This is a genomic window from Achromobacter insolitus (assembly GCF_002209555.1).
Taxonomy (GTDB): Bacteria; Pseudomonadota; Gammaproteobacteria; order Burkholderiales; family Burkholderiaceae_B; genus Achromobacter; species Achromobacter insolitus.
In genome coordinates this window covers 854512-878362 of record NZ_NJIF01000001.1, presented here as the reverse complement: position 1 = coordinate 878362, position 23851 = coordinate 854512, and the positions used below count along the sequence as shown (strand labels likewise).

Genomic DNA, 23851 nt, shown 5'->3' with positions numbered 1-23851 from the left:
AGTTCAATCGCCCAGCGGCAGGCGGTTCGGGCCGCCGCGGTGTTCGTCGAGCGCCAGCTTGATGCGGCGCAGGCGCTCTCGGTTTTCTTCTTGGTTCAGCATGGCCAGCTCGGTCGAAAGCAGGTCGATGGCCAGCATCATTGCGTAGCGCGATGCCGAAGGCTTGTAGATGAAGTCGGTTTCGTCGGTGCGGATGGGCAGCACCACGTCGGCGAGCTCGGCCAGCGCGGAGGTCGCATCGGTGATAGCGACGATGCGCGCCCGGTACTGCTTGACGATGCGTGCCGCGCCCACGATTTCCGGCGTCAGGCCGGATGCCGACAGGATCAGCACGGCATCCCGTTCGTCCAGGGTGGCCGCCACCATGCGCAGCAGCACCGCATCGCTGTAGACGGCAATGGGGTAGCCCAGGCGCACCAGGCGCGACTGCACTTCCTGCGCCAGCACGGCCGATGCGCCGCCCATGCCGAACACATAGATCATGCGCGCGCCGTCGACGATGCCGGCTGCGGCCTCGAACAGTTGTTCAGTGAAGTTGGGCAGGTGCGCGCGCAACGTGCTTTCGATGTCGGCGTAGATGCGGGCGTAGAAGGTGCTTTCTTCGGGGGGCGCGCTGGGGTCCAGGAAGCGGCTGCCCACGGTGCTGGCCTGGGCCAGCTTCAGTTTCAGGTCGCGCGTGTCGTCGCAACCGACCGTGCGCGCAAAGCGCGAGATGGTGGCGATGCTGACGCCGGCCTTGGCCGCCAGCTGGTCGACGGTGGCGCTGGCGCCCCAGATGATGTCGTCAAGAATGGCGTCGGCGACTTTGCGCTCGGTGACGCTTAGCGAGTCCCGCCGACTGCGTATCTGGAAGACGATGTCGCGGATGATGTTCATGTGGGCTTCCTGGGTCTGGTCTGGGCTGGGCGGCGATCAGGCGGCCAGCTCGGCGTCGCCGATGCGCGAACAAGCCACGTAATGGCCCGGGCCGACATTGGCGGCCTGCGCCTCGGTCGTCGCACAGCTTTCGATAGCGTATGGACAGCGGGTGCGGAACACACAACCGGAAGGCGGGTTGACCGGGCTGGGGATATCGCCCTTGAGCAGGATACGCGAACGCGGGGCGCGCGGATCCGGCACCGGCGCGGCGGACAGCAGCGCGCGCGTATAGGGATGGCGGGGGCGGGCGTAGACTTCGCTGGTCGGCCCGCGCTCCATGACGCGGCCCAGGTACATCACCACGACCTCGTCGCACAGGTAGTCCACCACGGCCAGGTCGTGGGCCACGAACAGCATGGTCAGCCCCAGGTCGCGTTGCAGGTCCTGCAGCAGGTTCAGCACCTGCGCCTGTACCGACACGTCCAGCGCGGACACGGGCTCGTCGGCCACGATGAAGTCGGGCTCCACCGCCAGCGCGCGGGCGATGCCGATGCGCTGGCGCTGGCCGCCGGAGAATTCGTGCGGGTAGCGCCGGCTGTGGTCGGCATTGAGGCCCACGCGTTCCAGCAGTTCGCCGATGCGGGCCATGCGGCGATGCTGCGCCAGTTGATGAGTGTCCAGCGCTTCGCCCAGGATCTCGGCCACCGTCATGCGGGGGTTGAGACTGGCATAGGGATCCTGGAACACGATCTGCATGCGGCGGCGCCAGGGCAGCATTTGTTTTTCGGACAGCTTGGTGATGTCCTGCCCGTCGAACAAGATGCGTCCGGCAGTGGGGGCGAACAGGCGCAGCAGCGCGCGGCCGGTGGTGGTCTTGCCCGAGCCGGACTCGCCGACCAGGCCGACGATGGTGTTGCGCGGCACGTCGAAGCTGACGCCGTCCACCGCCTTCACCACCGGGGCGTTGCGCGCCTGGGATGTGGGGAAATGGACCTTCAGGTCCTGGATCCGCACCAGCGGCTCTTCAGCGCGGACGGGGATGGGGCTGTTCGTCATATCGAATTCACCTTGATGCAGCGCGCGCGGTGTTCGGTCTGCACCGGCACGAGTTCGGGCACGGCGGCGCGGCAGTCGTCGGCGGCCAGCGGGCAGCGCGGCGCGAACGTACAGCCAGGCGGCAGCGACAGCACGCTGGGCACGTTGCCGGGGATGGCGCGCAGGCGTTCGCCGGAGGCCAGCAGGGCGGCCGTGGGAATGCAGGACAGCAGACCACGCGTGTAGGGGTGAGTGGGTTTTTCGAACAGGTCGTAGACGCCCGCGTCCTCGACCACGCGGCCGGCATACATGACCGCCACGCGGTGCGCGATCTCGGCCACCACGCCCAGATTGTGCGTGATGAACAGGATGCTCATGTTCATCTCAGCCTGGAGCCGGCGCAGGAGGTCGAGGATCTGCGCCTGCACGGTCACGTCGAGCGCGGTGGTGGGCTCGTCGGCGATCAGCACTGCCGGGTTGCAGGCCAGTGCCAGCGCGATCATCACGCGTTGGCGCATCCCGCCCGACATCTGATGCGGATACTCATTGATGCGCCGGTCGGCCGCCGGGATCTCCACGCGCTCCAACATTTCGCGGGCGCGCCGCATGGCGGCATCGTAGGAACCGCCCTCGTGCTGCAGCACGGCCTCGGCGATCTGGTCGCCCACGGTGTATAGCGGGTTCAGGCTCGTCATGGGCTCCTGGAAGATCATGGCGATTTCGGCGCCGCGGATCTTGCGCAGGGTGGCGGGCGTGGCGTGAGCCAGATCGTGCTGAACGCCCTGGCGGTCGCGGAACAGGATCTTGCCGGCCTCAATGCGGCCCGCCGGCTTGGGCAGCAGGCCCATGATGGACAGGCTGGTTACGGACTTGCCGGAGCCGGATTCGCCGACGATGGCCAGCGTTTCGCCGCGGGCCAGGTCGAAGGTCACGCCATCCACGGACTTGGCGATGCCGTCGCGGCTGTGGAACCAGGTCTTGAGTCCTTCCACGGAAAGCACGACGTCTCGGGTGCTTGCGGTCATGATTACAGCTCCTTGCGCAGGCGCGGATCGAGGACGTCGCGCAGGCCGTCGCCGACCAATTGCAGCGACAGCACGGACAGGACGATGGCGATGCCGGGGAAGATCATGATCCAGTCGGCCGAGCCCATGTATTGCTGGCCGGCGTTGATCATGGTGCCCCAGGTGGGGATGTCAGGCGAAACGCCCACTCCCAGGAAGGACAGGCCGGCTTCGGCCAGGATCGCGTAGGCGAAGATGAAGGTGCCTTGCACCAGGATGGGCGACACCAGGTTGCGCAGCACGTGCACGGTGACGATGCGCCAGGTGGGCACGCCGAGCGCGCGGGCCGCCTCGACGAAGGGCAGTTCGCGAATTACCAGCGTCGAGGCGCGCACGATGCGCGCCAGGCGCGGCGTATAGACGATGCCCAGCGCGATCACCACGTTGATGAGCGAGGGGCCCAGCGCGGCCACCAGCGAGATCGCCAGCAGGATGTCGGGGAAGGCCATCATGGCGTCGATCAGGCGCGAAACGACCTTGTCCGCCGAGCGGAAGAAGCCCGCAATCAAGCCCAACGCAATGCCCAGCACGCTGGAGACGATCACGACGGAGAAGCCCACCATCAGCGACAGCCGGCCGCCGTAGATGACGCGGCTGAACACGTCGCGCCCGAAGTCGTCGGTGCCGAACCAATGCGCGGCGCCCGGCCCCTTTAGCCGGTTCATGATGGACAGCTTGAACGGATCGTAGGGGCTGATCCAGGGCGCCAGCAGCGCGGCCAGGACCAGCACGACGATCACGATCAGGCTGATCAGCACGGTCTTGCGCGACACCAGCAGGCGCAGCACCTGCCAGCGGTCGGTTCCGGAATTCACAGTAGTCCCGGTTGTCATTTCAAATGCTCCACTTGCGATGCGTCGGGGCCGCGCGGAGCCGGCTTCGCCGGGCCGCAGGCGGCGCCCCCTTGAGGGGGAAGCGCCGCGGGCGCTTCGGGGGTGGGATTCATCATCAGTAGCGGACCCGGGGATCGACCAGCAGGTACAGCAGATCGATGATGAGATTGATCAGGACATAGATGGCCGCGATGATCAGCAGCGCACCCTGGATGACGGGGTAGTCGCGGCGCAAGACCGCCGACACCACCAGACTGCCTACGCCGGGCAGGCCGAACACGGTTTCAGTCACCACCGCGCCGCTGATGAGCAGCGCCGTGGTCAGGCCCAGCACGGTCAAGATCGGGATCAGCGCATTGCGCACGGCATGCTTCAGGATCACCTTGCTTTCCGGCAGGCCCTTGGCGCGCGCAGTGCGCACGTAGTCGTCGCGCAGCACGTCCAGCATGCTGGCGCGGATGAAGCGGGTGATCAGCGCCGAGTTCACCAGGCCCAGCACCACGGCGGGCAGGATCAGGTGCGACAGGCGGGTCATGAGCGAGGCATCGGGCCCGCCGTAACCGGCCACGGGCAGCCATCCCAGCTTGACCGAGAATAATTGCATCAGTAGCAGCCCGAGCCAGAAGCTGGGCACGCTGGAGGTAAACATCGAGAAAGACAGCACCGACTGGTCCAGCGTGGTGCCGCGCTTGACCGCTGACAATATGCCCACCGGTAGCGCGATGGCGCTGGCGATCATGAGCGACATGAGCGTCAGCAGGATCGTGGGCTCGGCGCGGTCGGCCAGCGCCGACAACACCGGCTTGTTCATGAAGATGGATTGGCCCAGGTCGCCTTGGGCCAGCTTGCCCAGCCACGACAGGTATTGCACGGCCAGAGGCTGATCCAGCCCCAGTTGGGTGCGCAGCGCGGCGATGTCCTGCTGGCTGGCTTGCGGACCCAGCATCACGGCCGCCGGGTCGCCGGGCGTGACGCGGATGATCACGAACACGATGGTCGCGACGATGAACATCACGGCCACCAGCCCGACCAGCCGGTTTAAGAGATAACGCAACACGATGGATGTCCTAAGAAAGCGTCGTATCGTGGGGAGGGTGCGGCGCGCTCGATGACGAGCGCGCTTGCAGGCATGCGCCGATGGGTTGCGCGGCAGGCCGTTGGGTTCCGGCTACGCCTGCCGCGTGACACCCTGTCTTACTTGGACTTCCAGGCGTTCCAGAAGTAGGGCCACGGCACGGCTTTGGTGCCTTGCAGCGACGGCGAGCGGGCGGCCTGGGCGTTGAAGTCACCGACCTTGATAAAGGGCACTTCGTCGTACACGGCCTGCTGGACGTCAGCCCAGCGCTTGACGCGTTCTTCCTGGCTGCGGGCCTGGTTGAAGGCATCCAGTGTCTGGTTGCGGCGCGGCGTGTCCCACCAGCCCGGCGCGTCCTTGGACGGGAAGTCGATCAGCGCGGGTTCGGGCAGGAACGGGCTGTGCGTGATGAAGATATCCCACAAGGCTGGGTCCTGGCGGCGCTGCGTCAGCGTGGCCCAGTCCACCACCTGCATGTCCACGGTAAAGCCGGCGGCCTTCAGGTACTCCGCGGCCACTAGCGCCATCTTGTAGTGGAACTCGTATTGCTGGCTGGTCAGGATGCGGATCTTGCGGTCCTGCACATTGGCGCCGTCCACCATTTTCTTCGCGCCGGCGGCATCGCCCTTGTTGTAGACCTTGCCGCCCAGCGACGTGGCCCAGGGATAGCCCTCGGGATACAGGTCGCCATTGAGCTTGTAGAAGTTCTTGTCGCCGAACGCGGCGTACAGCATGTCCTCTTCGTTGAGGGCCAGCTGCACGGCCTGGCGTACCGCCAGATTGGACATGATGCCTTGCTTGGTGTTGAGCACCAGGCGCGGCCAGCCGAAGGGCTTGAGCATCACGGGATCGGAACGGCCGTTCTTGAGCTTGGGCAGCGATTCCACCGGCAAGGAATCGACATAGTCGAACTGGCCGGCCACCGCGCTTTCGACGCGGGTGTTGGCGTTGCTGACCGGCACGAAACGGATTTCATCCAGGTACTGCTTGCGCGCGCCGCCGAAGCCGTCGGGCTCGCCTTCGCGCTGCTTGTAGCCTTCGAAGCGGACCAGCTGGATGTACTGGTCGGGCACGCGCGCCTTCAGTTGGTACGGACCTGTGCCGACGAATTCGGTCAGGGCCGGAGCAATCTTGCCCTTGGGCATGATGACCGCAGCGCTGTTGTTCATGGCCAGCAGCGCAGTCAAGGGCGCATAGGGCTGCTTGAGCGTGATCCGGACAGTGTTGGCATCCGGCGCTTCCATGCCCGTAATGATCTTGGCGGCCATCTTGCCGCGCGTGGCGGTTTCGGTCCAGCGCTTCAGCGAGGCGAGCACGTCCGACGAATCCATCTTGGATCCGTCGTGGAAGGTGATGCCCTGGCGTAGCGGGATGGTGTAGGTCAGGCCGTCCGGCGAAACGTCCGGCAGCTTGTCGGCCAGCAGCGGAGTCAGGTTCCACTTGTCGTCGAAGGTGTACAGCGTTTCGAAGAAGTGCTGGGTCAGGATGCCGACCAGGTCGGCCGTGCTGGTCATGGGGTCCAGCGTGGGCGGCTCGCCTATGGTGGCGACCGAGATCGTGCCTCCCTTGACCGGCGTGGCACAGAGGGCGGGGGTCGACAATGCGGTCAAGCCAATTGCGCCGGCCAGCAGCAGGCTATTGAGCCCACCGCCTCGCCGGGAGGTACGGAAGTTCATGATTCTCTCTCCAGAGGGTCAAAAACGGGTTTTGCTTGTAGTAATAAGAGTTGTTGCGCCGGAGTCCCGCGATGCTTCCTGCCTCCGCGTGCCGGCGCGGCGCGGCGGGCAAGGTCGTTCAGAAAACGGATCGGATGTCAGAGGTCAGAAGAAGGTCTCGGCCACATCGGTGACGCGGTACTGCTCGTCCACCAGCAGCACCTGGCGCCACTTGTCGAAAGTCAGGCAGGGGTGGGAAATGTCGAAGGCGATCATGTCGCCGACCTGGATATCGTCGCCTTCGCCGATCTGCATGAAGGCATGCTGGTCCATCATCGCGCTCAGCTTCCAGTGGGCGGGAGCCTGGCCGGGTGCGGTATCGCGTCCGGGGCGGAACAAGGCGGCGGGCGTCGGCAGGCCGGCGTCGAAGGCCGCGTCGCGCTTGCCCATTGCCACGATGGCGCGGCCCGGTTCGGGCAACGATTGCACGTAGGCCCAGACCTGCAGGGCGGGCTGCAGGCCGGGTTCCATCTGCCGGGCGACGGGATTGTGGGCGTTGATGCGTTCGGCGGCGGATCGGTAGATGCCGACATCATGCGACAGGTAGCAACCGGGGCGCAGCACGATTTCGAGCGGCGCGCCAATGTCGAGTTGCGAGAATTCCTCGGCGACCACGTCGAACCAGGCCGAGCCCGCGCCCGAGATCAGCGCGGGGCCGTGCTTGCGCAGACGGCCGGCGGCTGCCAGGCCGCGCAGGGCGTCGGTGGCGCGGCGCAGGAAGGCGCGGATCGCGCTTTCTTCCTGCAGCACGCCTTCGTAGACTTCAATGCCAGCCAGCGCCAGGCCGGGCCATTTGCCGATCTCTTCGACCAGCGGCTGCAATTGGGCGTCGTCGCGCACGCCGGTGCGGCCGCCCTGCGGGCCTAATTCGATCAGCACCGGCAGGATCAGGCCTTGTTCGCCGAAGTAGGCGCCCAGCTGCGCCGCGTTGGCGGGGGAGTCCACGATGCAGAAGAAGGTGAAGGCCGGATCGCGCAGCAGGCGCGCGATGATGGCCATGTTGGCCCGGCCCACCAACTGGTTGGCCATCAGGACCCGGCGGATGCCGTGCTGATACGCTGCCTGGACCTGTGGCGCGGTCGCCAGCGTGATGCCCCAGGCGCCCCCCTCGATCTGGCGCCGGAACAGCGCCGGGCTCATCGTGGTCTTGCCGTGCGGGGCCAGCTTGACGCGGTACGCCTCCATGAAGCGCTGCATCCATTGCAGATTGTGGCGTACGCGGGCCTCGTACAGCACGGCCACGGGCAGGCTCACGTCCTCATTGAGCAGGTTCCAGTTCAGCGCGGCCACGTCGGCGGTGGTACAGGATTCCGGAAAGGCGCCCAGGCCTTTGCCGTTCACGTCCAGGGCGGCTGCGGGGAAAAAGGGGTTCGTCATGGGGGGCGCCTGCTATGGAAAATATTTACGTCAAATCCGATTTTTTTCATTATCGTGAAAGAAATTTACATGCGGGAGCTAGGAGTTTCCCGTAGTCGGCGCTGGCCGGCGGTTGGCGCGACAATAGGAAAAACCTCCGACACAAGGAAGCGCCATGCTGAAAGTTGCTTTGGGCCAGTTCGCCGTCAGCCGGGTCTGGGAAGAAAACGCCCAGGTCTGCATAGACCTGATGGAGCGCGCCCGAGCGGGCGGCGCCGGCCTGCTGGTCTTGCCCGAGGGCATTCTGGCCCGCGATATCACCGATCCGCAGATTGTTCTGAAGGCGGCGCAGCCGCTGGACGGCCCTTTCATGAGCCGCCTGCTGGAAGCCAGCCGCGGTTCGCAGCTGGCGACGATGATGTGCGTGCACGTGCCGACCGGGGAAGGGCGGGTCTGGAATACGCTGGTCACGCTGCGCGACGGCCAGATCCTGTCGCAATACCGCAAGCTGCACCTGTACGACGCCTTCAACATGAAGGAATCCACCAACGTCACGCCCGGCATCGACATTCCGCCCTTGCTGGACATCGGCGGCCTGCGCGTCGGCCTGATGACCTGCTATGACGTGCGCTTTCCCGAGTTGGCGCGGCGTCTGGCGCTGGACGGCGCGGATCTGCTGGTGCTGCCGGCCGCCTGGGTGCGCGGCCCGTTGAAGGAAATGCACTGGGAAGTGCTGGTCACGGCGCGCGCGCTGGAAAATACCTGCTACGTGGCGGCCACGGGCGAATGCGGCGAACGCAACATCGGTTGCAGCATGGTGGTGGACCCGTTGGGCGTGGTGACGGCGCGCGCGGGCGAGGCCCCGGCGCTGGTGTTCGCCGATATCGACCCCGAACGGCTGGCCCATGCCCGCAAGGTGCTGCCGGTGCTGGCGAACCGGCGCTTCGCGCCGCCGGGGCTGGCCTAGGTTGCCGGGCTCCGCAGGGCGGGGCGCGCGCGCGGCATGGTGTAATGCTGACTTGATTTACTTGCTGTCTCCCCTCATCTGCTGCCAATGAGCAACGATCTCTTCGCGGCCGATCCTGCGCATCGGCCTTATGTGCCCCTGGCCGAGCGGCTGCGCCCGCGCACGCTGTCCGACGTGGTCGGGCAGTCGCACCTGCTCGGGCCGGACAAACCCCTGCGCGTCGCTTTCGATTCGGGGCGTCCGCATTCCATGATCTTCTGGGGGCCGCCCGGCGTGGGCAAGACCACGTTGGCGCGCCTGATGGCCGATGGCTTCGATGCCCAGTTCATCGCCATTTCGGCGGTGCTGGGCGGGGTCAAGGACATCCGTGACGCGGTCACGGTGGCCCAGGTGGCTCAAGGCCAGGGACGGCGCACTATCCTCTTCGTCGACGAAGTGCACCGCTTCAACAAGGCGCAGCAGGACGCGTTCCTGCCCTATGTGGAAAGCGGGCTGTTCACCTTTATCGGCGCCACCACCGAAAACCCCTCGTTCGAAGTCAATTCGGCATTGTTGTCGCGGGCGCGCGTGTATGTGCTGCAATCGCTCACCACCGAAGAGCTGCAACAGCTGGTCGATCGGGCCGAACAGGCGCTGAACGACGGACTGGACGAGGGCGAGCGCATCCGCATCGAGCCTGATGCGCGCGAACAGCTCGCGGCCTGGGCCGACGGCGACGCGCGCCGGCTGATCAGCGCGGTCGAAGTGGTGGCCGAGTCGGCACAGGCAGCGGGCCGGGACACGGTGGACGCGGCCTGGCTGGAAATTTCGCTGTCGCAGAACCTGCGTCGCTTCGACAAGGGCGGCGACGCGTTCTATGACCAGATCAGCGCGCTGCATAAATCGGTGCGGGGCTCCAATCCCGACGCTGCGCTGTACTGGTTCTGCCGCATGATCGACGGCGGAGCCGATCCCAAATACCTGTCGCGGCGGCTGGTGCGCATGGCGGTGGAAGACATCGGCCTGGCCGATCCCCGCGCGACGGACCTGGCCGTGAACGGCGCCGACATCTACGAGCGCCTGGGTTCGCCGGAAGGCGAGCTGGCTCTCGCGCAGGCGGTGGTCTACATGGCGTGCGCGGCCAAGTCGAACGCCGTCTACAACGCCTACAACCAGGCGCGCAAGTTCGCGGCCGAGCACGGCAGCGCGCCGGTGCCGATCCACCTGCGCAATGCGCCCACCAAATTGATGAAACAGCTGGGCCACGGAAAGGCATATCGCTACGCGCACGACGAGCCTCACGGTTATGCCGCCGCCGAGCAATATTTCCCCGATGGGCTCAATCCCTCCTTCTATCGGCCGACCGATCGCGGCCTGGAGGCTAAAATCCAGCAAAAGCTGGCATTCCTGCGCGAGCTGGACGCTCAGGAACGCGCCAAAAAACGGTAACGGGCCACGCCCGTTGCTTCACGCAACCTCACCGATATCACCATGCTAGACCCGATACTGCTGCGCAAAGACCTGCAAACCGTCGTAGACCGCCTCAAGAGCCGTGGCGTGTCCTTCGACACGGAACGGTTCAATGAGCTGGAATCCCGCCGCAAGGCCGTCCAGACCGAAACCGAGTCCCTGCAAGCCCGCCGCAACGCGCTGGCCAAGCAGATCGGCCAGCTCAAGGCCAAGGGCGAGGACGCCAGCGCCGTGATGGCGGAGTCGCAGGCTGTGCCCGTCCGCCTGAAGCAGCTGGAAGAAGAGCTGGCCGGGCTGCAGCAGCCCCTGAACGAATTGCTGATGTCGGTGCCCAACCTGCCGCACGCCAGCGTGCCGCTGGGCGAATCCGCCGACGACAACGTCGAAGTCCGCCGTTGGCTGCCTGGCGAGGCTGGCGCCGATGGCAACCCGCCCGGCCTGCCGTTCGAAGCCCGCGACCACGTCGCCATTGGCGAACCCCTGGGGCTGGATTTCGACATGGCCGCCAAGCTGTCCGGCGCCCGCTTTTCGTTCATGCGCGGCCCCATCGCGCGCCTGCATCGCGCGTTGTCGCAGTTCATGCTGGACCTGCAGACCGGCACGCACGGCTATACCGAGTGCTACACGCCCTATATCGTCAATGCGTCGACGCTGTACGGTACGGGCCAACTGCCGAAGTTCAAGGACGACATGTTCGCGGTGTCCAAGGGCGGCGGCGACGACGATCCCAAGGTCGACGATCAGGGCAAGCCTTACGTGCGCGAAGACCAGTACCTGATCTCGACGTCGGAAATCACCCTGACCAGCGTGGCGCGCGACACCATCCAGGCTGCCGCCGACCTGCCCCTCAAGCTGACCGCGCACACGCCGTGCTTCCGCTCGGAAGCCGGTAGCGGCGGCCGCGATACGCGCGGAATGATCCGCCAGCACCAGTTCGACAAGGTCGAAATGGTGCAGATCACGCAGCCGGAGCAGTCCTACGAGGCGCTGGAAGAAATGGTCGGCCATGCCGAGCGCGTGCTGCAGCTGCTGAACCTGCCGTACCGCGTGGTGCTGCTGTGCACGGGCGACATGGGATTCGGTTCGGCCAAGACCTACGACCTGGAAGTGTGGCTGCCCGCGCAGAATACCTGGCGCGAGATTTCCTCGGTGTCCAACTGCGAAACTTTCCAGGCCCGTCGCATGCAGGCGCGTTTCCGTAATGCCCAGGGCAAGCCGGAATACGTCCACACGCTCAATGGTTCCGGTTTGGCCGTGGGCCGCGCCCTGGTCGCCGTGCTGGAAAACCACCAGCAAGCCGATGGCAGCGTGCTTATCCCGCAAGCGCTCCAGCCTTATATGGGTGGTTTGACGGTATTGAATCCGGCGGCGCAAGCCTGACGGGATTTCGCTGTCCATCCGTCATTTGGCGGAGTAAAAGACGGAGCCTTCAGGCTCCGTTTTTTTTTATTATCTGTACATATTCCTGTCGTCTGAGACTATTAATCTCCTGGCGAGAGTGTCTGATTTTGATGTGAGAAATTGTGTATTCCAATAAAAGGGCCGGATAGTTGCGGCACAATATGCCCCGTGTGCTACACGCTTCATTCACTTAAATAACAAGGAGTTGTCCATGACTTCAAGAATGATTGGAGATTTTCGTGTGAGATGCTCCGTGGCTCGAGAGGACGAGCAGGGCTACCGTGTGCAGATCTGGACCCGCCGAGTCGGCGGCACCGCACCGGAAAAATGCTGGACCGTGCCTGGACAGGCGCCGTTCACGACTTTGCACGAAGCCGAGCAGGAAAGCCTGCAGTTGTTCCATGGCATTAATGGCGTGCGTTTCAACGGTGAACCGGAGTTTGCCCATGCGTCCGCATAATGGTTGGTGGCGGTCGTCGAGCGAGCCCCGCCGCTGGATCGATCTCGTTCAGGAAGCCGCACCGCGATGGGTGGACGGCAAGTCCCGGCAGGCGCCGCAGCAACCGGTCGCGCTGGCCGGTAAACCCGTGCAGACCCCCGCGGCCTGAGACATTTCCGCGCGGCACCGGATATTGCCCGCAGAAAAAAGGCCACTCTTTCGAGTGGCCTTTGTCTTTTCCGGGCTGGCGTTAACCGGCTGGCGGCCGGCAACAGCCTCAAACTTTAATCGCGGTCGTGTCCGCGGCCGCGGCCGTGATGGTGGTCATGTCCGCGTCCGCGGCCATAATAGTAGCCGCGGTCATAGTAGCGGCCGCCGCCGCGATAATAAACCGGCGCCGGGTAGACCACGGGCGGCGCGACATAAACCGGCGCCGGGCGGTAGTAGACGGGCGGCGGGGGCGGCACGTATACCGGCTGGGGCGCGACATACACGGGCGCCGGGTACACGACACCGGGCAAGCCGATGGAGATGCCCACGTCCACACGAGCCAGGGCGACGCTGGAGATCAGCAGCCCAGCCGCACCAGCACCAGCGATAAGCCATTTTTTCATGTTGCACCTGCCTGCCGCATGACGCAGCAAAGTTGAGTATTCGTTGATGCCATTTTCGGGCTTTTTGCGCCGCCAGAAGTAAGCGGGTCGGCGTCAATCGCGACAATCCGCAACCGCCCCCGCCGGTGGGGCACGCCTCTTGCTGCTCCGCAGCAGCATCGGTCCGCTCTGGGAGGGCCAGGATTGAAATAGATTGAAATTGCCTGGAATCGGATGAAGCCTGACGGCCTGGTTACAGGCAGTCACCATCCGCCCCTGTTTCCGCGTAACGGCGTTGCGCGGGTGCACCAGTTTCCTGGGGCCCGCCAGCCAGCGCACTAGATATCTTGCTCGCCGTCCGTTTGCTGACGGCGGAATTCGACGACCCATACCCAGGGGTTTGCGGCCCAGGCGTGCGCGCCATAGCGTTCGCACCACGTCAACGCGAAGGCGGTCTGCAGCGGCACGCCAGGGAGCAGGGCGGAGCTTTGATACAACGCGTGGGTACCTTCGGCGCGGGCATCGGCCTCGGACAGGGTCTGCAGGCGTTGCACGCGCACGCCCACAATGACGGCGGTCGCGAAGGGAACGCCCGCTTCGTCGGTCAATTCGATGCTATCGCCTGACTTTCCATAAGGGCATCTGACCCAGCTGGAGGTTTTGCGCAGTTCGGAAGGATTATCCAGGGATGGTCCCATGGCCACCCATCTGCCGGAATCCGCGGCATCGGCATACCAAACCGTGGTCAGTTTGGTCGGTTGCGGCTTCAGGATGCGCCGGCTCTGCACTTTGCGGCCGTCCAAAACAGCTTGTTTGAGCGGCTCGCTGAATTGAAGAGACTGCCTTTTCATACGCTCGCGGTTCCTCTCACGATCAAAGCATATGCGCCGATGCGGCGACAGCCGGGTCGACGCACGTCAACGGTGCGGGCGGTTTGGGCCTGGAACCGGGAAGTATGCCGTTTCGCGCTCATCGTGTCAGGCATGGCCTGGATTTGTGTGTCTTTTTGAATACGGCGGGGGGATGTTTGTATACTCGAAACATGACTACGAACCTGCATGATCTCAAGCCGGGTTACTACTGGTACACCATGGCAAACGACCCGCTGGCCATCATCCATATCCACGAGGATGGCGGCGCCACGCTGATGGGCACGGATTACCGCATCGGCGCCGAAGGCGTGGCCGACATGGTCCGCCAGGGCGAACGCTTTTTCTGGATAGAACCGCCCCAAGTCTGAGCTTGACGGCGCTTGCCCCCCGGCCGGCGCCCGACCGCCCGCCGCGCGCGGTGCCAGGAACCCTGTCATGACCGATCTGTTGTTGAAGAACGTCCGCGTGCCGCAAGGCGGCGCGGCGGACGTGCTCGTGCGCGGTGGCTGTATCCAGCGCATTGGGCCCGGCCTCGCCGTCGACCCGGGCACGCTCGTGGAGGATGGCGCAGGCGCCTTGCTCCTGCCGGGTCTGGTTGAAGGCCATACGCATCTGGACAAGACCACCTGGGATTCTCCCTGGTACGTGAACGAAGTGGGGCCGGCGCTGACCGACCGCATCGAGAACGAGCGCGCCTGGCGCGCTCGAACCGGTCATGACGCCGCCAGCCATTCGCGCGCCCTGGCCCTGGCCTTCCTGCGTGAAGGCACGACGCGGATCCGCACGCATGTCGATATCGACACCGAAGCGGGGTTGCGCCACCTGGAAGGCGTGCATGCCACGCGCCAGGAACTGGCCGGCCGCGTCGAAATCCAGACCGTAGCCTTCCCGCAGTCGGGCCTGCTGATCCGGCCAGGCACGGCCGAGTTGCTGGATCAGGCCCTGGGGCAGGGGGCGGATGTGCTGGGCGGACTGGATCCCTCCGCCATCGATCGCGATCCGGCGCGCTCGCTCGATGTGTTGTTCGGTATTGCGGACAAGCACGGCAAGCCCATCGATATCCACTTGCACGAACCGGGCGAACTGGGTGCCTTCACGCTGGACCTGATCCTGGACCGCGTTCAGGCGCTGGGCATGCAGGGCAAGGTTGTCATCAGCCACGCTTTCTGTCTGGGCGGCGTGGATGCGAAGCGGCTGGACGGTTTGCTACGTCGGCTGGCCACGTTGGAGGTCGCCTTATTGACCACGGCGCCGCCGTCGCGCCCCGTGCCGGCCGTGCGAGCCTGCCGTGAGGCAGGGGTGACGATCTTCGGCGGCAATGACGGAATCCGCGACACCTGGACGCCCTATGGCAGTCCGGACATGCTGGCTCGCGCCATGTTGATCGGCCTGCGCAACGACCTGCGCCGCGACGATGAAGTCGAGTGGGCCTTCGACTGCGTGACCGATGCCGCAGCCCGCGCGTGCGGGTTCTCGAACTATGGGCTGACGCCGGGGGCGCGCGCAGATCTGGTGCTGGTCGATGCCAGCTGCATCGCGCAAGCGGTGGCAGCACGGGCGCCGCGCCGCCTGGTCGTGTCGGGCGGCGTAGTCGTGGCGCGCGACGGCCGGGACGCGCTTTCCCAGGGCTGAGGGGCCTTTCGCGTTCAATCCAGGCCGAGCTGGGTCTCGGCCATTTCCACGAAGGCCTGCATCAGCGCCGAGCGCACGCCGGAGCGCAGCCAGATCGCGCCTACGGTGCGCACCGGGCAGGGCGGCGGCAAGGGCCAACGCCTGACGCTCGCCGACGGCTCGCCCGTGGCCGCCCAATCAGGCAGCAGCGCCACACCTAATCCCTCCGATACCAGCTTGGCGATGGAATCGATTCCATCGAGCTCGAACCTCACATGCGGCCGCAGGTTGCGCGCGCGCAGATAATCGTCGGCCATCTTGCCGCCCACCACACTGCGGTCATAGCAGATGTAGGGTTCGCGCGCGAGGATCTCCAGGGGATCCCGCACCTTCATGCCGGCTGGCGTGACCAGCACCAGGGGTTCCTGCCGCAGGTCGCGCCAGGCGCAGGTCTTGGGTATGGCGAACAGGGGATGCACCAGCAGCGCGCCGTCCAGTTCGCCGGACAGCACCTTGCCATAGAGCAGGGTGGTGGGCGCGGGTTCTATATAGATTTCGATATGGGGATGGCGCGCCACCCACGTTCTCAGCACGGGCGGCATGATGCCGGTCAGCGCGGTGGGCGTGGCGCCCAGACGCAACGGGCCGGCCGGGAGTTCGGTGTCGGAAGCGGCGGAACGCAGGTCGCGCACGTCGCGCAGGATGGCGCGAGCCCGTTCGAGAATCCGCAAGCCTGCCTGCGTGGGCTTGACGGTGCGGCCGGAACGCGCGATCAAGGCGCTGCCCATGTCCGCTTCAAGCGCGCGCAGCCGCTGTTGCACGGTGGCGGGAGTCAGCCCCTGATGGCGCGCGGCCTGGGCGATGGAACCCAGCTCCACCACATGCACATAGGTTTGCAGAAAGCGCGAATCCACGGTCAGGGGCCTCCCTAAAAGATGCTTTTTACGTATTCTAAAGATGGATGAAGATAATTGTTGTTTTCTTTGGCGGGGGCAAGAATACGGTCAGAGCGTTGAGGCCGCGCACGATGCGCCGGCCGCGCCAGCCCGAATATCGCGACTACCAAGGAGCCAGTTGTGCCCATCATTGAATCCATAGACGTATGCGCCGCAGCGGTGCCGCTGGACAAGGTGACTTCGTTTTCGAACCGCACCGTGTCGACGCGGCATTACGGCCTCGTGAAGGTCCGTTCCACCGACGGCGTGGAAGGCATCGGCTTCTGCTACGTGGGCAGCGCCGGTGGTGCCATCTTCGAAGCCGCGGTGCAGGGGCTGCTGGGTCCGGTGCTGCTGGGCAAGGATACGCATGCCGTCGAAGGCCTGTGGCAGTCCATGTACCAGGAAGCCCTGCTGCAGGGCCGCCAAGGCACGGTGATGCGGGCGCTGAGCGCCCTGGACATCGCGTTGTGGGACCTGAACGCCAAGACCGCCGGTTTGCCGCTGCACAAGTTCCTGGGTGCGGTCGAACTGGAATCCGTGCCGGCCTACGCCAGCGGCGGCTATTACCTGGATGGCAAGACGCCCCAGCACCTGGGCGAGGAAATGGCGAGCTACGTGGACAAGGGCTTCCGTGCCGTCAAGATGAAGACCGGCCGCTTGTCGCCGGCAGAGGAAGAGGCGCGCCTGAAAGCCGCGCGCGCAGCCATCGGACCCGACGTCGAGCTGATGATGGACTGCAACAACGCCTGGCAGGACGTGACCCAGGCCATGCAATACATCCGCCGCTTTGAACAGTACGACCCGTACTTCATCGAAGAACCCTTCGGCCCCGACGACATCGACAGCCATGCCAAGCTGGCGCGCCTGACGCGCCTGCCCATCGCCACCGCCGAGATCGGCTATGGCCGCTGGTATCACAAGGAATTGCTGGACAAGGGCGCGGCGGGCATTCTGCAAACCGACGCCGCGGTCTGCGGCGGCATCACCGAATGGAAGCGCATCGCCGCCACCGCCGCCAGCTATGGCGTCATGGTCTGCCCGCATTGGTTCCATGATGTGCACGCTCCGCTGGTCGCCGCGACGCCCAATGCGCGCTACGTCGAATTCTTCTGGGACGATCAGGTGCTGAACTTCCGCAAGCTGGTGGACCGCCAGCTGACACACAAGCAGGGACGCGTGATCCTGCACCAGGAACCCGGCCTGGGCTTCGGCTTTGACGAGCGCATGGTCGAACGCTACGGCAAGTGGAGCCGCGTGCCCCGCTGATGGCAGTGTTTCGATAATCAGTCGTCGGCCGCTGGACCGGCGCGAGGAGACAGCAATGCAACGTAGGCAATTCATGACCGGCGCGGCAGCGCTGGGGGCCGCGCTGGTCTTGCCGGCGGCGGCGCGGGCGCAAGACCTGCCGCAAGGGCCGGTAAAGATCGTGGTGGGCTTTCCCGCAGGCGGCGGCACGGACGTGCTGGCCCGCCTGCTGGGACAGAAGCTGGGCGTGATGTGGAATATTCCGGTCATCGTCGAGAACCGCGCGGGCGCGGCCGGCATCATCGCCGCCGAACAGGTGGCGCGCCAACCCAACGACGGCAACACCCTGCTGATGGCCCACGTCAACAGCCATGGCATCGCGCCCGGGCTGCAGCCCAAGCTGGCCTATTCGGTGGAGCGCGACTTCACGCCCATCGCCCTGGTCGGCAAGACGCCCACCATCCTGATCGGCGGCGCTACGCAGCCCGCCAAGACGCTGCCCGAACTGGTCGCGCTATGCAAGGCGCAACCGGGCAAGATCGTATTTGGTTCTGCCGGCAGCGGCTCGGCGCAGCATCTTGCGCTGGAAATCTTCAAGGCCCGCGCCGGTATCGACGTGCTGCACGTCCCCTACAAGGGGTCGGCTCCCCTGATGAACGACTTGATGGGCGGGCACGTGCAGTACTGCTTCGAAGGCATGACCACCGCCACGCCGCTGGTGCAGTCCGGCAAGGTGATCGCGTTGGCGCAAACCCTGCAGCAGCGGTCCAAGAGCCAGCCCAATGTGCCCACCGTGGCCGAACAGGGCTACCCCGGCTTCGAGGCCAGCATCTGGTTCGGCATGGTGGGTCCCGGCAAGATGCCGGCCGCCATGGTGCAACGCATGAACCAGGACATCGATCGCGTGCTGGCGATGGCCGATGTCCAGGAGAAGCTGGCGCAGGTGGGGGCGGAGGACGGTGGCGGCAGCGTTCAGCGCTTCGCCGATTTCATGAAACAGGAGCAGCAGAAGTACGCCCAGACCATCCGCGATGCGAAGATCGTAGCGGAAGGCTGACACCGCCGCCGGCGCGCGGAAATTGATGCAGACACTTGCCCCCCAAAAAGTGTAAAAAGATATAACCTCGCCAGCCGGCGATCCCTGGGGACGGCCTCGATGCCGCGCAAGTATGTAATCGGCATCGCCATCGCTCTCGCCGCCGCCGCAGCGCTGCTGCCCATCGGCTTCGCGCTGCACATGTCCTGGGCGCGCGCGGTGGCGGGCGAGCAGCGCTATCTGGACGGCCAGGCCGAGCGCATCCTGACGGAAACCCAGGACATGCTGGACCAGATCGTGGCCACGCTGCGCGATCTGGGCGACCTTGCGTTCGAGCCCTGTTCGTCGCAGCACATTCGCCACATGCGGGCCCTGGCCTTGCGGGATCGGGCCGTGGACGATCTGGCCTTTGTGGCCGGTGGCGTCGTCCAGTGCACCACCTGGGGCGTGCCCAGCTACGAAGAGCCCTTGGTGCCGGCGCAGGTCGAACTCACCAACGGCGCGCGCTTGCTGCTGGACGCCGTGCCGGTGCTGAGCCCCTCCATCAGGATGGTGGCGGTGCGCCACGGCGATTACAGCGCCTTGCTTGAGCCGGGCCGCTTTACCGAAAAAGCGGCGGCGGACGACGCCCAGCTCGCCGTGGTCCTGCCTGGCGTGGGCATGCTTGGAACCCGCAACGACCCCGATCTGGTGCTGGTGTCCCAGGCGCTCAATGGCGGCAAGCTGGACATCGACGAGGCCTATCTCAGCGCCGTCGCCCGCAATGCGGATCTGGCTGTGGTCCTGCTTGAACCGCAAAGCGAAGCGCTGGATATGTTGCCGCGCGAACGCCTGTTCTGGCTCCCCATGGGGGCGCTGGTCGCGGCCGTGATGATCGGCCTGGTGGTCTGGCTGTCGCGGCGGCGCCTGTCGATCGCGGGCGAACTGGCTGCCGCCATCAGGCGTCGGGAGTTCGTTGTGCACTACCAGCCCATCATCGACCTGCGGACCGGACGCTGCATCGGCGCCGAGGCGCTGGTCCGGTGGATCCGCCGCGGCGGCAAGACGCTGCGGCCGGACCTCTTCATTTCCATCGCCGAGGACAACGGGCTGATGAACCGCATCACCGAAGAGGTGTTCCGCCTGGTGATCCGGGACATGGAGGATCTGCTGGGCGAGGACCGGGGGGCACACATCGCGGTCAATCTGAGCGCAAGCGACCTCAAGGACGGCAAGGCGCTGCGAGTGCTCCAGCGCATGCTGGAAGGCACGGCCATCGATCCGCAGCAGATCTGGCTGGAAGCGACCGAACGCGGTTTCATGGATGTGGACAAGGCCTGCAGCGTCATTGCCCAGGCCCGGGCGCAGGGCCATGCCGTGGCCATTGATGATTTCGGCACCGGGTATTCCAGCCTGTCGTACCTGCAGCGGCTGCCGCTGGATTCGTTGAAGATCGACAAGTCCTTCGTCGATACGATAGGCACCGATTCGGCGACCCACAAGGTCACGGACCACATCATCGACATGGCGAAATCCTTGAATCTGCTGACCGTGGCCGAAGGCATCGAGCGCCAGGAGCAGGCGGACCACCTGAAGGCGCGCGAGGTGGATTTTGGCCAGGGATGGCTCTACGGCAAGCCCATGCCGGCGATGGAGTTCATTGCGTACTACCGGAAAAACGTGGCCAGCACGCCGCCGCCCAGCCGGCTGCCCGACGCGCGCGCATGAGGCGGACCGCCGCGCCGCTCAGCGCGCCTGCGGTTCCACCCAGCCGGCCGTGGCCGAGATCGAGCGGGCTTTTTCGCTGAGCAAGTGGGCGGTGCCGGATTGCAGGTCATCGTCGATGGCGCCCACGGGGCCCATCAGGGTGATGGCGGCTTTCATTTCGCCCAGCATGTCGAAGATGGGGGCCGACAGCGACGTGAAGTGCGGCAGCAGCGCGTCGCGGCAACGGCTGAGGTGGTGCTTGAGGACTTCGTCGCGGATGGCCTGCACGTCTTGCTGTGTGTAGGACTTGCCGGCGGCGCTGCCATATCCGTCCAGGCCGGATGAAGCCATTTCCTGTTCCAGGAGTTCTCGCGTGCTGGCCTCCGGCAGGTGGGCCAGGAAGTTGCGGCCCAGCGCCGAGGACAACAACGGCAGCACACTGCCCACGCGCAATTCCAGCAGCGGACGGCTGCGGGCGCCTTCGACGCGGTAGACGATGGTCGGCCCCTTGTTGCCCCAGACACCCAGGAACACGGTGTGGCCGGTGATCGCGGCGACTTCGGCCATGATGGGCCGGGCGGTGGTGAACACGTCGAACTGTTCGAGGGCGGCCAGGCCCAGGCGCAGTGCATACGGCCCCAGGCCGTAGTGGCCGGAGTCCGCGTGCTGTTGCACCACGCCCACCTTCTGGAAGCTCACCAGGTAGTAATGGACGTTGGGCACCGTCAGCTCACAGGCGTCGGCGATTTCCTTCAGGGGCAGGGGGTGGCCGGCCTTGCGGATGACATCGAGGATCCGGAATCCCACTTCGATCGACTGGATGCCCCTGCGCGCCGAGGCCGGCGCCTGTTCCGCGTTCTTTTCTGCCTTGCCGGCGGGCCTTGCCATTGCTGCCTCCACTGATTTTCTGGCGGGAGTGTAGCAGCGGGGCGGGTCGCTCCCGGTGAGGCGCGGGCTTGGGTGCGCCGGGTTTCCCCTAGTTTTTCATGCCCCGAGTTAAGTTTGATAATAGTTAATGACTACAGCATTATCAATCTAGAACGTTTGGGGAACGCAGGCATGGAAGCGAATGTGGCAATGCAGCGGATCGAGGCCGGTCCGACGCTCAGCAGGAAAGAGGAACGCCAGGTGGTGGTTGCCTCGACCCTGGGCACCTTGTTCGAGTGGTACGACTTTTTCATTTACGGGACCTTGGCCGTCTTCATGAGCCAGGTACTGTTTCCGCAGGACAATCCCACGGTCGCGCTGCTGGCCGCGCTCGGCGCCCTGGCGGTGGGGTTCATCATCCGGCCGCTGGGCGCAGTGCTGTTCGGCTACCTGGGCGACAAGCTGGGCCGCAAGTACACCTTCCTCATCACCGTGGTCATGATGGGCGGCGCGACCGTGCTGATCGGCTGCCTGCCCACGTATGAATCGGCCGGCCACTTGTCGTGGATCCTGTTGCTGACCTTGCGCGTGGTGCAGGGCCTGGCGGTAGGCGGCGAGTACGGCGGCGCGGTCATCTACGTGGCCGAACACTGCGAACCCAGGCGCCGCGGGTTGCTGACGGGCTGGATCCAGATTACCTCGTCGGCGGGCCTGATCCTGTCTTTGATTGTGATCCTGTGCACGCAGGCGTCCATGAGCGCGGAGGATTTCCGCCAATGGGGCTGGCGCCTGCCGTTCATCCTGTCGATCGTGATGCTGGCGATTTCGATCTACGTGCGTGCCAAGCTGCACGAGTCGCCCGTATTCACGCGCATGAAGCAGCAGAACCGCCTGTCCAAGAACCCGGTCAAGGAGACGTTCGGCCAATGGTCCAGCCTGCGGCTGGTGCTGCTGGCGCTGATCGGCGTCACCGCCGGCCAGGGCGCGACCTACTTCACCGGCCAGTTCTACGTCATGATCTTCCTGCAGCAGGCAGTGCAGCTGGATCAGACCAGTGTCTACACGCTGATTCTGATCGGTTTCATCATCGGCGCGCCCACCTTCGTGCTGTTTGGCTGGCTGTCGGACCGTATCGGCCGCAAGTGGATCATGATGGCAGGCCTGTTCGTCGCGGCTCTCGGCTACCACTCCATGTTCGAGGTGCTGCTCAAGGCGGGCAACCCGGCCTTGGCGCAGGCCATGCAGACCACGCCGGTGCGCGTGCATGCCGACACCAGCGGCGGCGCCTGCGATTTCGGGCTGCAGGCGGCCATGATAGGCAGCCATGCCGACCACAAGAAGGTCTGCGTGCAAGCGAAGAAATTCCTCGTCGGCAAGGGCATCAACTTCGAGTACGCGGCGCCGCTGCCCGGCCAGAGCATCGCCATGAGCGTGGGCGGCACGACCGTCAACGGTTTTGACCGCGCCGCCTACACCAGCGCGCTGACCGCCGCCGGCTATCCCGAGCGCGCCGACCCCGCGCGCGTCGACCGCACGACCATCATCCTGCTCCTGGTGCTGATGACGGCAGTCGTGGCGATGGTCTACGGTCCCGTCGCGTCCTATCTGGTCGAGCTCTTCCCCGCCCGTATCCGCTATACGGCACTATCCTTCCCGTATCACATCGGTGCCGGCATCTTCGGCGGTATCGTGCCCTTTACCGCCACCTACCTGGCCCAGGCCAGCGGAAACATCTTTGGCGGCCTGATGTATCCGGTCGTCGTGACTGCGGTGGTGGGCGTCATCGGCAGCCTGTTCCTGCCCAACACCCGCGCCCGCGCCATCGACGAAGACGCTGCACACTGAAAAAAAGGAGAGACATGTCCACGCAACAGAGCTTCAAGGCTGCCGTCATCCAGGCGGCCTCCATCCCCACCGACAGCGTCGCCTGCGCCGAGAAGGCGGCTTCCCTGATCCGCCAGGCGGCCGAGCAGGGCGCCCGGGTGCTTGTGTTCCCCGAGGCGTTCCTGGGCGGCTATCCCAAGGGCAATTCCTTTGGCGCGCCCATAGGCATGCGCAAACCCGAAGGCCGCGACGCGTTCGCGAGCTACCACCGCCAGGCGATCCGGCTGGACGGTGAAGAGGTTGCGCTGGTGGCCCAGGCCGCGGTCGACACCGACAGCTTCGTGGTCATGGGCTGCATCGAGGCCGACGGCGGCACGCTGTATTGCACCGTGCTGTATTTCAATGGCCGCGAAGGGCTGGCGGGTAAGCACCGCAAGCTGATGCCCACCGCGGGCGAGCGCTTGATCTGGGGCTTCGGCGACGGCTCCACCATGCCCGTCATCGATACGCCTTACGGCAAGATCGGCGCCGTCATCTGCTGGGAAAACTACATGCCCATGCTGCGCATGTACATGTACAGCCAGGGCGTGGCGTTGTATTGCGCGCCCACCGCCGACGACCGCGATTCTTGGATCCCCAGCATGCGCCATATCGCGCTGGAAGGCCGTTGCTACGTCCTCACGGCTTGCCAGCACTTGCGCCGCGACGCCTATCCCGACGATTTCGAATGCGCCCTGGGCGACGCGCCCGACACCGTGCTGATGCGCGGCGGCAGCGCCATCATCGATCCGCTGGGCGAAGTGCTGGCGGGCCCGGATTTTTCGGCCGAGACTATTCTGTACGCGGACATCAATCCCAACCAGATCCTGCGCGGCAAGTATGACTTTGACGTCTCCGGCCATTACGCCCGTCCCGACGTGTTCCAGCTGCAAGTCGACACCCGCGAAAAGCGCGCCGTCTCGGCGCTGAACACCGGGGAGGCTTGAA

General features: G+C 65.3%; 22 protein-coding genes. 11 read left to right on the top strand and 11 right to left on the bottom strand.

The features are described from left to right. Positions 1 to 3: 3 nt before the first annotated feature. The 7 genes from CEY08_RS03950 to CEY08_RS03920 all read right to left on the bottom strand — a co-directional run bounded on the left by CEY08_RS03950 (position 4) and on the right by CEY08_RS03920 (position 7957). A complete protein-coding gene (locus CEY08_RS03950; protein WP_063642159.1) occupies positions 4 to 876 on the bottom strand; it encodes a MurR/RpiR family transcriptional regulator in 873 nt (290 codons plus the stop codon). Between the two features lie 36 nt (positions 877 to 912). Next, positions 913 to 1914 carry an ABC transporter ATP-binding protein gene (locus tag CEY08_RS03945; protein WP_063960046.1) on the bottom strand — a complete coding sequence of 334 codons (1002 nt, stop codon included), beginning with the start codon at positions 1912 to 1914 and terminating at the stop codon, positions 913 to 915. Then, on the bottom strand, positions 1911 to 2918 hold the full coding sequence (locus CEY08_RS03940) for an ABC transporter ATP-binding protein (RefSeq protein WP_042796620.1): 1008 nt from the start codon (positions 2916 to 2918) through the stop codon (positions 1911 to 1913). The genes CEY08_RS03945 and CEY08_RS03940 overlap by 4 nt, the downstream gene beginning before the upstream one ends. 2 nt (positions 2919 to 2920) lie before the next feature. After that, positions 2921 to 3790 carry an ABC transporter permease gene (locus CEY08_RS03935; RefSeq protein WP_042796621.1) on the bottom strand — a complete coding sequence of 290 codons (870 nt, stop codon included), beginning with the start codon at positions 3788 to 3790 and terminating at the stop codon, positions 2921 to 2923. 115 nt (positions 3791 to 3905) lie between these two features. Next, positions 3906 to 4847, bottom strand: a complete 942-nt coding sequence (locus tag CEY08_RS03930) for an ABC transporter permease (protein ID WP_042796622.1) — start codon at positions 4845 to 4847, stop codon at positions 3906 to 3908. 137 nt (positions 4848 to 4984) lie between these two features. Continuing rightward, positions 4985 to 6541: an ABC transporter substrate-binding protein gene (locus CEY08_RS03925; protein WP_063642158.1), complete on the bottom strand. Its 1557-nt coding sequence runs from the start codon at positions 6539 to 6541 to the stop codon at positions 4985 to 4987. Positions 6542 to 6685: 144 nt separating this feature from the next. Further along, positions 6686 to 7957, bottom strand: a complete 1272-nt coding sequence (locus CEY08_RS03920) for an amino acid deaminase (RefSeq protein ID WP_076816025.1) — start codon at positions 7955 to 7957, stop codon at positions 6686 to 6688. A 154-nt stretch (positions 7958 to 8111) separates the two neighbouring features. On the opposite strand from CEY08_RS03920, the gene CEY08_RS03915 reads away from it, so the two are divergent. From CEY08_RS03915 to CEY08_RS03900, 4 genes are all read left to right on the top strand, one after another. Further along, positions 8112 to 8903, top strand: coding sequence for a deaminated glutathione amidase (locus tag CEY08_RS03915; protein ID WP_084738619.1), 792 nt, complete (start codon positions 8112 to 8114; stop codon positions 8901 to 8903). An 87-nt stretch (positions 8904 to 8990) separates the two neighbouring features. After that, the gene (locus CEY08_RS03910; protein WP_042796624.1) at positions 8991 to 10331 is read left to right on the top strand and encodes a replication-associated recombination protein A; all 1341 of its coding nucleotides are present in this window, start codon (positions 8991 to 8993) and stop codon (positions 10329 to 10331) included. A 42-nt stretch (positions 10332 to 10373) separates the two neighbouring features. Beyond that, entirely contained in the window at positions 10374 to 11732 is a 1359-nt protein-coding gene (gene serS, locus CEY08_RS03905) for a serine--tRNA ligase (protein ID WP_042796625.1), read from the top strand. Between the two features lie 232 nt (positions 11733 to 11964). After that, positions 11965 to 12213 (top strand): hypothetical protein, encoded by a 249-nt coding sequence (locus CEY08_RS03900; RefSeq protein WP_082884704.1) that lies wholly within the window; start codon positions 11965 to 11967, stop codon positions 12211 to 12213. 263 nt (positions 12214 to 12476) lie between these two features. On the opposite strand, the gene CEY08_RS03895 is transcribed toward CEY08_RS03900, so the two are convergent. Both CEY08_RS03895 and CEY08_RS03890 read right to left on the bottom strand, forming a co-directional pair. Beyond that, positions 12477 to 12806 carry a virulence factor gene (locus CEY08_RS03895; RefSeq protein WP_042796627.1) on the bottom strand — a complete coding sequence of 110 codons (330 nt, stop codon included), beginning with the start codon at positions 12804 to 12806 and terminating at the stop codon, positions 12477 to 12479. 317 nt (positions 12807 to 13123) lie between these two features. Beyond that, positions 13124 to 13636, bottom strand: a complete 513-nt coding sequence (locus CEY08_RS03890; RefSeq protein WP_042796628.1) for an ASCH domain-containing protein — start codon at positions 13634 to 13636, stop codon at positions 13124 to 13126. A 191-nt stretch (positions 13637 to 13827) separates the two neighbouring features. On the opposite strand from CEY08_RS03890, the gene CEY08_RS03885 reads away from it, so the two are divergent. Next, the gene (locus CEY08_RS03885) at positions 13828 to 14025 is read left to right on the top strand and encodes a hypothetical protein (protein ID WP_042796629.1); all 198 of its coding nucleotides are present in this window, start codon (positions 13828 to 13830) and stop codon (positions 14023 to 14025) included. Positions 14026 to 14092: 67 nt separating this feature from the next. Continuing rightward, positions 14093 to 15289, top strand: a complete 1197-nt coding sequence (locus tag CEY08_RS03880) for an amidohydrolase family protein (RefSeq protein ID WP_076816023.1) — start codon at positions 14093 to 14095, stop codon at positions 15287 to 15289. Positions 15290 to 15303: 14 nt separating this feature from the next. On the opposite strand, the gene CEY08_RS03875 is transcribed toward CEY08_RS03880, so the two are convergent. Continuing rightward, positions 15304 to 16182, bottom strand: coding sequence for a LysR family transcriptional regulator (locus CEY08_RS03875; protein WP_076816021.1), 879 nt, complete (start codon positions 16180 to 16182; stop codon positions 15304 to 15306). A 162-nt stretch (positions 16183 to 16344) separates the two neighbouring features. Between CEY08_RS03875 and CEY08_RS03870 the strand changes: the two genes are divergently transcribed. From CEY08_RS03870 to CEY08_RS03860, 3 genes are all read left to right on the top strand, one after another. Then, a complete protein-coding gene (locus tag CEY08_RS03870; RefSeq protein WP_076816019.1) occupies positions 16345 to 17472 on the top strand; it encodes a mandelate racemase/muconate lactonizing enzyme family protein in 1128 nt (375 codons plus the stop codon). Positions 17473 to 17527: 55 nt separating this feature from the next. Beyond that, a complete protein-coding gene (locus CEY08_RS03865) occupies positions 17528 to 18508 on the top strand; it encodes a Bug family tripartite tricarboxylate transporter substrate binding protein (RefSeq protein WP_076816017.1) in 981 nt (326 codons plus the stop codon). A gap of 99 nt (positions 18509 to 18607) precedes the next feature. After that, entirely contained in the window at positions 18608 to 20194 is a 1587-nt protein-coding gene (locus tag CEY08_RS03860; protein WP_063642155.1) for an EAL domain-containing protein, read from the top strand. Positions 20195 to 20212: 18 nt separating this feature from the next. On the opposite strand, the gene CEY08_RS03855 is transcribed toward CEY08_RS03860, so the two are convergent. Further along, positions 20213 to 21061 carry an IclR family transcriptional regulator gene (locus CEY08_RS03855; protein WP_076816015.1) on the bottom strand — a complete coding sequence of 283 codons (849 nt, stop codon included), beginning with the start codon at positions 21059 to 21061 and terminating at the stop codon, positions 20213 to 20215. A gap of 171 nt (positions 21062 to 21232) precedes the next feature. On the opposite strand from CEY08_RS03855, the gene CEY08_RS03850 reads away from it, so the two are divergent. Further along, positions 21233 to 22885 (top strand): MFS transporter, encoded by a 1653-nt coding sequence (locus CEY08_RS03850; protein WP_063642154.1) that lies wholly within the window; start codon positions 21233 to 21235, stop codon positions 22883 to 22885. A gap of 14 nt (positions 22886 to 22899) precedes the next feature. Next, positions 22900 to 23850 (top strand): carbon-nitrogen hydrolase family protein, encoded by a 951-nt coding sequence (locus CEY08_RS03845; protein ID WP_076816013.1) that lies wholly within the window; start codon positions 22900 to 22902, stop codon positions 23848 to 23850. Position 23851: the final 1 nt, after the last annotated feature.